Consider the following 12,035-nt stretch of genomic DNA (forward strand, 5'->3'; position numbering starts at 1 on the left):
TTAGTACCTATTCAAATTAATAAAATAGTTATTCAAGCTGCCGATTGGTTTGAAATAACTGGGGATTTTTCTGATAGAGATGCTTTAGCTAGATTTTTTTGTTCTAAGCTTTGACTAAAAACTATCGCTCTAGCATTGTTTTCTTCCACCAATTCTTTAGCTTCGGCATTCAGCTTATTCTGAGAAAGTAAGTAAACGTAAGCTTCCGAAAATCTCACCATTCCTAACATTAAATTATCAGCATATTTCTTAAGAAATAAAGTGCGTAGTTCTTGCTCATCTGTGTTGTTTGCTACAGCAGCGAGTAAACAGTAAGACGGGTAATATCTACAGAAAGTTAATTTACTATTGTCATCAAGTAACCACTGAGAATAAATGCTTTCTTTTTTAGGATAAAAGGCTTCTGTTGAGTTGCGTGAAATAACTTCATAGGGGTATTTAAACCTATTAATAAAAGGATCGACCGCCGCAGATTGAATACGCCCAATCAGTCGGGTCGTCATGTTAGCAAAAATTTTAGATCCCGCTTTACTTTGATAAATACTTTCTGGCTCTTGGGCAGATAAAATTACTCGAATGCCAGCTTTAGCACCGTTAGCACACAATCGACTAACTAAGTCCGCTATGCTTTCAAAATTAAATAAGATGGGTGCTTCATCTAAAAAAAATATTGAGACTTTAAACGATAAAGCTCTACGCAATGCCGCAGCATAGGCACTCAGAGCAAGAATAGCCGCATCTCCTTCACTGCCCAAGGAGCGCAAAGCAAAAACTATAAGTAAGGCATTGGCTCTAAAACTAGAGGGTTTAGAAATTGATTGTCCAACTCTTGAATTTAACCAAAACTTTAATCGCAATCTAATTTGGTCGAGGGCATCTAGTATACTTTTGCTATTGTCGCTGATGGACTCTAAATTAATAAATCCAGGAGAACAGAAATTGTAAAAATCATTTAAAGTTGGGCTGTCTTGCCATTCTGGTGTACCAATCCCTTTATCTAAAGCATTTCTATAACGAACTTTAATATCTTGGTCGTTAAAAAATGTCTCTAGAGTAATTGTAATAATACTTTCAATATTTGAAACCATCATTGCATTAATTCCGACAGGGTTAGTTCCTAAAACCATCATAATTAATGTAGATTTTAAGAAGTCCTTAAAATCTGTCATTCGTTCTTTGATAACCGAGCTTTCAAATCCTCTTAGATCCGGCAACTCAAATAAATTATTAAATTCCTTACTGATGTCAAAGTAAGCTCCTTCGCTCCCCATATTATTTGTAAAGTCAGTAAAGGTACTTGTACCGTCGGGTTTTGGATAATCTATCGCAATTACAGGAATGCCTTGGGCTAAAGCTGGAGTTAGTATACCTGCAACCAATACAGACTTACCCGATCTTGTTGTGCCAAAAACTGCAAGATTTTTGTGTTGCTTATACAAGTCAAGGTATACAGGAGTTCCCCCTTCTTCGGCAATTAATTCAAACCCAGACTTGTCTCCCGTAGCTGTTTTTACTAAAGGCATAAGCCCCAACGCTTCGGAAGAAAAGTAGGGCAAGCGGCGGTTGAAGGGTTTTGTTAATAGTTTTTCCCAAACAATCGGACTGCATTGCAACCATGTTTTCCAGGCATACTCAGTTTCCCTGTAAACAACAGCAGGACGCAAAAAAGAACTAGCTAGGTATTGACAAGCTTCATCAAGCTGGCGGCGGTTATCTCGGTGGATACAAAACACGACAGCAGTATAAATAGGTAAACTGCCTCGAAAAATAGTTTCTTGGGCTTTGACACCTTCTTCGATATTCATATTGGCTTTGACATCAATAGATCCACCTCTTACTGATATGGCACTAGAAGTTATGGATTGCTTGGTAATTCTTTGCAAAGCTGTTTTTGCTAGTCCTTGATTGGCTTTTGATAACTGGCAAAATATTTCTGTGTCGGTGATTTGTTCTTTGGCAATTACTGCCCAAAGGTAACGAATTTGAGCAAGTTCATCAATCCATCCTTGAGGCTTTTCGCCAAACTGAAGAACGCCAATGTACTTGTCTTGAAGTTTTACCCAACTACGATCTAAAAAAGGAACAGATTTTTCATTTTCCATCAAATGATGGCGAATGTGAAAATCGCTGGTTTGGTCTTCAGCTATTGTGCTGTAGTCTAATTTGATAGGGTTAGGGATATTGGGCGCGTCACTACGATTAAATTGACTCCAAAGCACTGACCATATCTCTTTACTGGTTAAAGCTTGTACAGAAAGCCCCATTGAATTAGTGAAAAGCTGTTCCCACCTTTGAAACCCAGAATTAAAACTTTCCCGCAAAACTGTTTCTACTCTTTCCTGGCGCAGAGAGTGAATCTGCCCAGTAAATTGAAACCAAGTAGTTTGCAATTGTTTAATAACTTTTTCGATTGCGTCAGTGCTACGGCTGTCTTCTGAAGCTACTGCGCTGTAAGTACACCATAAACGGAGAAATTTGTTTTTACGAAGCCCTGCTTTTGTAAGATTTCTTATTCGCAGCCGTTCGGATCTAATTAATAGACTCAACTGAGGCAACTTGCATTGATCTTCAATTTCTTTTAATTCTCGCTGACGCACAAAATCATCAGTAAAAGAACCAAGGTGGATAGTGAGAAGCTCACCTTCGGGAAGCTCTTTTAGACCACTTTCAATATTTTCGAGAATGGGAAATATTTGTTCTTCAGGAAGTGACGGGTGCAATCCCTGAGCGTCAAAGCAAAACTTCACTTGAATGTCTTGGTTTTTTTGTAAAATAACTGCACCTATATCAGTGCGGTTGCCTAAAGAAATACTAGCTATTCCAGCTACATGGGTAATGTCCTCGAAAGGAGTGAGATTTTTGACAACACTGATTTGGCTAGTGTCAAGAGACTTTTTTCCGATTTTTTCTTTTACTGCCATAGTTATTATTTTTATGGGGTTTACATTAACTCGGCATAGTCTTTGAGAATAATTTTGCTCTCGAAGTCAAAGTAATTCGGTATTACTCCAGGAAAACTTTGAATATCAAGAATTTTGGCATAGCAATCAAGGCTTTCAAAGGGCGTAGGATTGTTAACAACACTTATTTGATGTATGTCAAGAGAGGTTTCTAGCTTTCTTTTCATTGCGGTTTTTAAGACGTTTCTTTCGCTCAGGAGATGGAGGATTTGTAAAGGAAATAAAAGGTTTATAACCGCGAGTAACGCGAGGAGTACCAACAAACTTGCCTAAAAAACTTTTGTTAGAAGATACAACCCACCAGGTTGCCACTGCCCAAGCAGCAACGATTCCAGTTACTAACCAAGATGCTTGCAAACCTTCTTTAACAACCATGTAAGAAATAAGTAAAATCGCTGCCCACGGGATGATTTGATCGGCGGGGAAGGGACCGAGGCGGGGTTGAGTACCTAAGATGCGGTTAACTGTACGTAATTGTCTACTTCTCGGCATTTCTGCACATTTTGATTTTGCGGGATTCGCATCAATGACTTAAGGTGCAGCAACTCCAGTTACTAAGCCAGCTAATATATCGCCAATTACTACGGTAACTGCAATAATAATTGGCGTACGTGCTAAAATTTGCCAGTCTTCATCGTTCCTTGCTCCTTGTACTACTCTAACTAAACTAATGGCAAGGTAAATAAGGAATAAACCACGTAAGATGCCAAAAATAAAGCCAATTACACTTGGGTCGATATTGGGAAAATAAGTTTGGTTTTCAAAGAAAGTTTCAGCATTATTCATGAACTGAGCATGAGCAGGAGCAACTGCCATATCTAACAGAAATAACAACCCTACTATGCAAAATAAAATGTGAAATACATTTACGCCGTATTTACGCTGCAATTTATTGAAGTTATTAAAAAGCGCATTTGTTTGTTTTGGCAGCATTATTGAGATCGCTGTACCAAAAACTAAAGAAGCTAAAAACATATTGTGAAGCGAAATGTCACAGATCATCAGACCTGTGCCTGCAACCATCATGCCTGTCAGGGTTGTGTTTTCCTTCCAATTACGCTTGCGACCATTAGAACAATCGTAAACGCGATCGCTCTGTAAAGCGTCGAATCTGCTCTGAGTTTTCATAGGTATTAATTGTGAATGAAGTGAATGCCGTACCGTGTCAAAAAATTGAAGCAGGCAAAAAATAATTAGTTTTTAAATTCCTGCTTTTGACACACATTCTACGAGTTAAATTCTAAGGAAGTCAATTGATAATTTTCCACTTTTTCCCAGCAAATAATAGGCTATTTTTCAGTAAAAAATCTATTGACAAGCTCTATTAGTAGAAAAGTAGTTTATTTATTAACCGTTCAATTTTTAATGAGATCGCAACTTTACAGTAGTCACCCCCATTCCTTTTAACAGAAAGGAATGGGGGTGACTGCTTGAGAGCAAATATCTTAGTAGGTAAATTTTATTTTTTGATTTAAGTAGAGCTTTAAGCTTTTACTACTACCTGCGGGTAATTCAATAATGCGATCAACAGGATAAATTGAATCGTACTTAGGGCAAATCTTAGTTTTACATGGAGGAACTGCTTCGATAATATTTTTTATGACTCCGTTAGACAAAAACACCATGTCCAGAGAAATATAGGTGTCTTTCATCCACAACTTGATAATTTCCTTCTCTTTAAGTACAAACAGCATCCCTGTATTTTCTGGCAGGGAACGACGAAATTTTAGCCCATGATAGTAGTCTTGAGGCTGCTGTGCGACTTCAAGTTTAACAGCTTGATTATTGCTGTGAAAAGCAGCATTAATAGGTAAATAGCGAGGTTGACGCTGCAAGTAAACACCAAAGAGTATTAAAAAAACCAGGGTAATACCTGCAATAGGTCCAATAACATTAAAAGCTTTCAAATAAAAATCTTCTCTAGATTTATTTTGCATCACTTTATCAAGAAATTGAGTTGAAAATATCTAGATCGCCAATAGCAAACTTAGAGTCGTCTATAGGACTTGAAGGTAATGCCTGGGCATCTGCTTTATTTCGCATCGATTCAACGCGATCTGCTTCTCGAATTGCCAAAGGCTTAATTTGCCTGCGTTCTTCAATGATTGCTTCTACAGAAAGCATCAAGGGGAAATTTTTTAGATTGCTATTATCTTCTATAGCAATAGTCTCAGCAAAAATACTTGCCGCCGCTCGTTCAACTATAGTTTGGATTTCCGAGCCTACACAACGCTTTGTTTCTTTAAGAATCCTCCGCCATTGCTGATCGCTCCAGGGATCGCCGCCATTGGCAAACCGCTTGTCAAATCGAGAAGCGTGAATTTTAAATATGTGGTGTCTTTCCCCTTCGTTTGGCAAATCAATTTTAAATAAGTAATCGAATCTTCCTGCGCGGGTAAGTTCGGGAGGCAACCACTCCATGCGGTTAACCGAAGCCATAACTAATACATCACTTTGTCGTTCCTGCATCCAAGTTAAAAGTTGCCCCGCTAATCGCTTGGCAAGAGGGTCGTCTCCAGCAAAGCTTTTATCAAAATCATCAAAATACACAATGACTTGATTAAGCCGATCGGCTAAGGCAAATAAACGCTTAAGCTTAATTTCAGCAAGGTTTCCAAAGCTTCGGAAGTTCCCCCAATCGATCATAATAAGAGGGATATTCATGTTTTGAGAACAGGCTTTGGCAGAGTGAGATTTTCCTGTCCCAGGCGGCCCTACAAGTAAAATCCCCTTGGGGACGCGCAAATTATATTCCTTAGCGCGAGGAGCAAGTAATGCCTTAAATCTTTTAAAAGATTCCTGCATTAATTGAAGACCGCCAAGCTCTACTAATGATGGTAATACAAAATCGCAGTCATACAAACGCTTGAGTAGCTGAGTTTTTTTACCAAGCATTAGAGAAGGCAATTCACTAGAATTGACTGCGGGAAAATCAATCTTAATGGCTTCCAAGCACGAAATAATATCGGCAATATATAATCCCGCAGAAGAAACCGCAACAGCTTCCCACTCATTTGGGTTAAGAGACGGAAAAATATTACTTGCAATTAAATTGCTAACAATTTCTTTAGTCTCTGGCAATTCTTGAACCCACAGAGGAACAATACTTCCCAGTTCCCCCGTAATCTCTGCGCTCGGTCCTAGCAATATCGCTGTTTTACCCGTAGACCGCTCTAGTTCCAAGTTAGCGATCGCCGACTTGAGCCACTGACAAACTAAAAACAAGTCAGTATCTTGAGTTTCGCTTTCTTTAAGCCAAGGATAAATGTTTTCAATAATTAAGATGCCAGTTCCTTTGTAAGCCCTCCAGAAATTGAAAATTTCAAAGTAATTCTCTCTATTTTGCTTATTAACAGGAAGAAAACATGAAAGATCCTCTAATAGAAGTTTGTTGTCATCACCATTAGTAAGCTTTTTAACGCAACCAAAATTCAAATTCCACAAAAAAACTTGAATATTAGCAGCTTTGCCGTAGTTTACAAGTTTAGAAAAAAACCTTTGGCGTTCTGCAATAGGGGATTCGCAAGCAACAATTGGGTAATTTCTACTCAAAAGTTCTTCTAAGGCAGTCATTAATTAACTCCAAATATATTCAATAAGTAAATTGCACTTCCAAACCACCTCTTTTACCATATCAAAAAAAACTTTCCAGCCCAAAACCATTCCTAATAGACCATTTAGAAATAATTTAAAAATAATAAGAATTAAACTACCAAGTATTGAGGATTGACGAATTTCGACAGTTGTTTTGCTGTAGCAATAGTAACTACTACGAATTCGATCTAACTCTCTTGCTTCCTGCCTCTCTTTGAGCCATGACTCTACTTTCCATCCCCAAGGGGCAAAACCTAATATTAAACCTATTTGAAGAGGATAGAACCACTCATATTTTGTTCCGGCAGTATAATAATAAGCAAAGATACAAAATCCTAATCCTGTTCTGAAGATTATAGAGAAAATTGGCACAAATATGAGAAACAGTAAACCAATGCTGTGAAGTATTTTATGAAAAAAATTATGCTGTTTCAACTCCTTACTCCTCTGCTTAAAAAGGTTTTATCCTGATTGAAAAAGATAACCCATCATTTTGCAAGGAATCGTTGCGATTGTCAATATTTACAAGAGGGATGCCCCAGTCTATAGTAGCATATAAGTAATCTTTTAACTGATAGCGCACTCCCACACCTATACTTGATAAGGTATTACTGGAATCGATATCGTTGTTACTCCATCCCGTCCCCAAATCAAAAAATGGCACAAGTTGAATAGTTCCAATTCCCTGTGGGTCTTGAAGAATTGGAAACTGTACTTCAATAGAACCAACAATTCCGCTATCATGAGCAGCATATCCATATTGATAGCCCCGGACGCTATTAAAACCACCAAGAGTAAATTGTTCTCCTAACAACAAGGAATCTTTGGTTAGTTGAGCCGCGACCCTGGTAGCCAAAACTATATTTTTTCTGAAATTAACCGCTTTTACCCATTGAATAGAACCGTTCCAGCTTAAAAAACGCCCATCAGTCCCATTATCATTAATTGTCGAACCTAAAAAATCTAAACCTAAACTAAATCGGGACTTAGCAGCTATTGAGCTAGTAGGATTAGCTTTAATCCAATCCGTTGTCAAGCGAATTGCCGTTACGTTGGATTCGCCATTTTCCGCACCTAAATTAAAGGAAAATGGTTCGTCGTCAAACAAAAAAGTTTGAATATTTTGCACGTCAGCCGATAAACCCAAGGCAAATTCAGAACTAGGTGAACGAGTAATTGGTTGGCGAAACCCTACTGAATAAGTCGTAGCTCGGCTGTTGATGTCTAAAGGCGCAAAGGTTTCTTCAATAATTTTACTTCTACCGCGAGAAGCTGCAATAATCAACTTGCCATCATGGGGATTTAACGGGATTGCATAATTTAGACTATACGTGCTTATTCCTTCAGTAATACCACTCTCAATATTTATAGAGTCCCCAAAACCAAAAAAATTATTGTGGCTTACTGCGGCTGTAATTCCCAGAGAACCTACTGAAGATGAATTTTTATTATCAATGGCGATCACACTACTAAGCGCTGGTGCTTGAGTTAAATTTAAGATTAATACACTTTTTTGAGGAGCAGATCCTGCCACCAATTCAGCCTGAACTCTACTAAAAAGCGGGTTTTGTTGTAATTGCTCTAAGCTATCGTTAAGTTTAAAACGGTTTAGAGGTTTAGCTCCGCTCCTTAATCGGGAAGTTACATAGCTTGTTGCTAAACGCCTTAAAGCTGGCTGCGGACATTTAGGCTTAAGTTCGCTAGAACCACGTTCTGAATTTGTTGTGTCCATTTCTACACTACTAACTAATGGTTGACACAAAAATTCAATATCCTCTAGTTCGCCTTCCACAGCAATAAACTGAATAACGCCAGTGGATATATTTTGAGGGGGCAGAAAAACTCCTGATGTAATATATCCCTTTGAAATATAAAACTGCGTAAGCGCATTTCTAATCGTAGATATTTCCTCAAAAGTTATTTCTCTGCCAACAAATGGCGATGTAACTACTGCTAATTCCTCTTGACTAAATACTGTACTATTAGAAACCTTTACCTCTATGATGGTTTTAGCAGCAGAACCAGATTCAATTTGAGATGAAGATTGCCAATCTCTCAACAATTGTTCCACTGAACTTCTGTTTGGCTGTTCTAAACCAAGCTGACCACCAACTTGAGCATTAGCTATATTTGAATTATAGAGTGCGTATAAACTACTGAAACTTAATGTAATAATTGTTACTTTAATAAAGTCGATTTGAACCATTAAAAAAAATTTTGAGTGTCGGACTTGACAAACTATACTTTAATCACTGTGTTAATACAAATATACTATATACTGCATAGTTAGATAGAAACTAATTATATTTTAGGAAATTTAGATACGAGTTTTAGTAAAAGCTTACCTATTTTTTATCTGAGGATATATGCGTATGCGATCGCTTAGTAATTTAGAGATGCAAGATAGGGTAGATGGCAAGCTTACGACAGCAATGCAGTTTAGTATTTTAAAAGAGTTAATAGCTCAACTTGACATCCCTATTGAAGATTTTAAAGCAATAGCTTCTAATGGCATCAACCTGGAAGAGCAAGAAAAAGCAATAAAAAACGTTGGCATAGAGATAAATCAAATAAACGAGGCATTTCAGACGGAAATTAAAACTTTTTCAGAACTTGTTGCAAGCCAATTTACCCAAGAATTTTCACCAAATATCAACGAAGAGAACTTACAGGCAAGCACAACAACAAAAGTAGACGCTAACACAGATGCCACGAATACTGACACCATCACAATAGAAGCACCTATCGAAGTAGATGAGAATATAGCTACAGTGCAGGAGGTCAGGGATATAGTTATTCCGTTAATTGTTTTACGACTAAAAAATAACGGAGTAGTTAATGAAGAAAATAAAACCATAGCCTACGAAAGCGAAAAATACTTAGCCGTTGCCAAAACTGAAAACGATGTACAATTTCTAAGACTTGAAAAAATTATTTTTGATTGTGAAAGTAGTAAAGAGATTGTGTTAGCTTCTAAAGATAACAATTCAGATGCTTACAATGTTACCGTGAATAATCTTAGTAAAAAAGAGCTTGAACATTTTAAAGCTTTGTTTTTAAAAACTTTTGAAAAGACGAAAACAAGTCTCAATACAGGCAAAGATAATAATCAATTAAGCAAGTTATCTGAGAAAAATGACAAGGAAATAGGTTAAATTAATCCGAGGCTAAATCCAATTAAAAAAGTTAAGAATGCACAAAACATTCTTGTACTTGTTCTAAGAGGCGTTCTAGGATAAATGATAACAAGTGTTATTGAGTAATAGATTACGCCTATAATATTATTCAAATTACGGTCATTTATAAAAGTCGAAATGGCAATCACATCAACTAAAGCTAGGATTGCGGTAAGTAACCAAGCAATTATTTTTTCTGCTCTATTCACGATGCACAGCCCAAAATAACGCCAATTATAACACTAAGATCAACCCGCTTAACTCAATTTCGACCAGGACAAAAAAAGATGGAAAAAACAATTAGCGTTGTTATCATTGAAAATGATGACTTGTACAGAATGGGAGCGCTTGAAATACTTTCAAAAACAGGAAAGTTTATAGTTTCTGGATTAACAAAAAATCTCCAGGAGGGAATGCAACTAATTCAAAACTTGCAACCAGATGTTGTAGTGCTTAATATAGACTGGCTTAGTCTAAGTGATCTTCATAACATAAATATCATCAAAAATAATTCTAAAGCCAACTTAGTTATTCTTACTCTTGACAGGAATAAAGAAGTTATTAAAGCCGCAATAAATCTTGGTGCAAATTGTTGTTATTGTAAAAATAGTCAAGGTAAAAACTTAGCTGAAAAATTTGTTGAAGCTGTTGTATCAGCTTACAAAAATCAATCATGGATAGACCCTAGTATAAGTGGAATTTTAGTCGAAAATTTTTTGGATAGTAAAAGCAAGACAGAAAATCAATTATCGCCAAAAGAAGTTATTTGTTTAAAATTAATTGCTTCAGGAATGAAAAATGAAGTAGTAGCTAGTCGGATGAATGTTGCAGAAGGTACAGTTAGATCCTACTTATCAAATATATTTGCTAAATTAAACGTAGAGAATAAGCTAAATGCTATCCGCAAAGGAATTCAAACAGGCATTATAACCGTTGCTGATATGAAGATTAGTTAATTATCATCAATCAACTAAAATAATACAAGCACCTAAATCTTTTTGCTGCTGTTGGCAAGCTTTAATAATACCCGCATTTTTAGTATAAATAGCTCGTGCAGCTTTACCGTTAGGCGATTTAGCCCACACAAGAGCTTCTTTGTCTTGAAAAGGTAAGTTAACCGATCGAGCAGATTCTGTAGCTGTTTTGTAGCTAAGACCACCTACGACTACGCCTAATCCTAAAGTTAGCCCCAAAGCTCCAGCTATTAACCCCCAGTTTGAGTAACTCAAATTTAACTTAGACGTGCCTCCTCGATTAATTTCTACTTTCAATAACTCTTTTGAGGCATCAGCAATGGCACTTTTTTGTTGTTGTATGGCGACAGTAGCAGCACTTTTAAGTTGGCTATCTACCATATTTGTCCACCCTACTACTACCGAGTCAAGTCTACCTGGTAGCTGCTGTAATGCAAACTGGGTAGTTCCAAGTTCGGCATACAAGTTAAATAGCGGATCGTCTGGTCTTACCCCTAATTTTAGAATCCAACTTGTGATCTCAGCTTTTTTTTCTTCAGAATACTCAGATAGAACTTTCTCAACAATTTTAGCAACACTAGAGTCGGTCATAATAATTAGATTATTCCATCCATTTTTTCAAATAAAGCCAAGGCATTAGTTAGTCCTAAATATTCGGCTGCTACAACATTGCTAGAAACAAGAGAATGAAAATCAGTTACCCAATAAAAAAGCACACCTTTTTGTAACTGATTCAAGGTTGAATTGGCTTCTAAAGCAAAAGTATAGGTTGAATTAGTATCTTCAATCATCTCGTATAAATTTTGACTTAAGTTTTTTAAATTTACCTCTATGCCCTCTAATGCTGTTACCTTAGTTTTAGTTTCACTATGATCGTAGTGAAAAAAATCTTTCGTAAAATATTCGTTTTTAACAATTATATAATCTGCGCGATCGCCAATCGCCTCTATTACTTCTTGCAAGTAATGATCTACGCACTCTCTACGGTGGGAAATTGGATGTAGGAAAGTGACACGATAACCAGTTGCTTCTAAGTTTTTCAGCAAAGAGACATCTTTTTCAAAACTTCTAAATTCCACGAAGTTTTGACCAGGCATATCTGTTAAAACGACATCAACAGTGTCCCCACGTTCCAAATCAATCAAAAGACTGTCCGAATCACCTCTAGAAAAACCCAACTGATTGATATCAAAATAATTTTTGTACTCTGCTAATTTATAGCGATGACCGTGATAATAAACGCGGGGGGTTAATTTTTGCTTCAGATATAAATCGAGTAGAAGCCTTGCACTTGTAGACTTACCTACACGGGAGTCACCGATAGTAATTAC

At 36.9% G+C, this 12,035-nt stretch carries 13 protein-coding genes; 2 read left to right on the forward strand and 11 right to left on the reverse strand.

The genetic code is table 11. The features are described from left to right. Positions 1-32: 32 nt before the first annotated feature. The 8 genes from C7B70_RS15400 to C7B70_RS15430 all read right to left on the reverse strand — a co-directional run bounded on the left by C7B70_RS15400 (position 33) and on the right by C7B70_RS15430 (position 8,760). Positions 33-2,921 carry a hypothetical protein gene (locus C7B70_RS15400; RefSeq protein ID WP_199192293.1) on the reverse strand — a complete coding sequence of 963 codons (2,889 nt, stop codon included), beginning with the start codon at positions 2,919-2,921 and terminating at the stop codon, positions 33-35. A 20-nt stretch (positions 2,922-2,941) separates the two neighbouring features. Then, positions 2,942-3,127: a hypothetical protein gene (locus C7B70_RS25995; protein WP_146134070.1), complete on the reverse strand. Its 186-nt coding sequence runs from the start codon at positions 3,125-3,127 to the stop codon at positions 2,942-2,944. Beyond that, positions 3,099-3,452, reverse strand: a complete 354-nt coding sequence (locus tag C7B70_RS15405; RefSeq protein ID WP_106369905.1) for a hypothetical protein — start codon at positions 3,450-3,452, stop codon at positions 3,099-3,101. The genes C7B70_RS25995 and C7B70_RS15405 overlap by 29 nt, the downstream gene beginning before the upstream one ends. A 39-nt stretch (positions 3,453-3,491) precedes the next feature. Next, positions 3,492-4,088, reverse strand: coding sequence for a hypothetical protein (locus tag C7B70_RS15410; RefSeq protein ID WP_106369906.1), 597 nt, complete (start codon positions 4,086-4,088; stop codon positions 3,492-3,494). A 317-nt stretch (positions 4,089-4,405) separates the two neighbouring features. After that, positions 4,406-4,897 (reverse strand): DUF192 domain-containing protein, encoded by a 492-nt coding sequence (locus tag C7B70_RS15415; protein WP_106369915.1) that lies wholly within the window; start codon positions 4,895-4,897, stop codon positions 4,406-4,408. 7 nt (positions 4,898-4,904) lie between these two features. Continuing rightward, positions 4,905-6,533, reverse strand: coding sequence for an ATP-binding protein (locus C7B70_RS15420; RefSeq protein ID WP_106369907.1), 1,629 nt, complete (start codon positions 6,531-6,533; stop codon positions 4,905-4,907). A gap of 3 nt (positions 6,534-6,536) precedes the next feature. Next, positions 6,537-6,989 carry a hypothetical protein gene (locus C7B70_RS15425; RefSeq protein ID WP_106369908.1) on the reverse strand — a complete coding sequence of 151 codons (453 nt, stop codon included), beginning with the start codon at positions 6,987-6,989 and terminating at the stop codon, positions 6,537-6,539. Positions 6,990-7,005: 16 nt separating this feature from the next. Further along, the gene (locus C7B70_RS15430; RefSeq protein WP_106369909.1) at positions 7,006-8,760 is read right to left on the reverse strand and encodes a ShlB/FhaC/HecB family hemolysin secretion/activation protein; all 1,755 of its coding nucleotides are present in this window, start codon (positions 8,758-8,760) and stop codon (positions 7,006-7,008) included. A gap of 166 nt (positions 8,761-8,926) precedes the next feature. Between C7B70_RS15430 and C7B70_RS15435 the strand changes: the two genes are divergently transcribed. Continuing rightward, positions 8,927-9,709: a hypothetical protein gene (locus C7B70_RS15435; protein WP_146134071.1), complete on the forward strand. Its 783-nt coding sequence runs from the start codon at positions 8,927-8,929 to the stop codon at positions 9,707-9,709. Here C7B70_RS15435 and C7B70_RS27835 read toward each other — a convergent pair. Continuing rightward, a complete protein-coding gene (locus C7B70_RS27835; RefSeq protein WP_233220956.1) occupies positions 9,706-9,939 on the reverse strand; it encodes a hypothetical protein in 234 nt (77 codons plus the stop codon). The two genes, C7B70_RS15435 and C7B70_RS27835, sit on opposite strands and share 4 nt — an antisense overlap. Before the next feature lie 78 nt (positions 9,940-10,017). On the opposite strand from C7B70_RS27835, the gene C7B70_RS15440 reads away from it, so the two are divergent. After that, complete coding sequence (locus tag C7B70_RS15440) at positions 10,018-10,686, forward strand: LuxR C-terminal-related transcriptional regulator (protein WP_106369911.1); 669 nt, start codon at positions 10,018-10,020, stop codon at positions 10,684-10,686. 6 nt (positions 10,687-10,692) lie between these two features. Here the strand turns inward: C7B70_RS15440 and C7B70_RS15445 are convergent, their stop codons facing one another. After that, a complete protein-coding gene (locus C7B70_RS15445) occupies positions 10,693-11,295 on the reverse strand; it encodes a DUF6753 family protein (protein WP_106369912.1) in 603 nt (200 codons plus the stop codon). 5 nt (positions 11,296-11,300) lie between these two features. Continuing rightward, a partial coding sequence (locus C7B70_RS26400) for a hypothetical protein (RefSeq protein ID WP_106369913.1) occupies positions 11,301-12,035 on the reverse strand: 735 nt, incomplete at its 5' end.

The sequence above is a fragment of the Chlorogloea sp. CCALA 695 genome (genome assembly GCF_003003885.1).
Lineage (GTDB): Bacteria > Cyanobacteriota > Cyanobacteriia > Cyanobacteriales > Chroococcidiopsidaceae > Aliterella.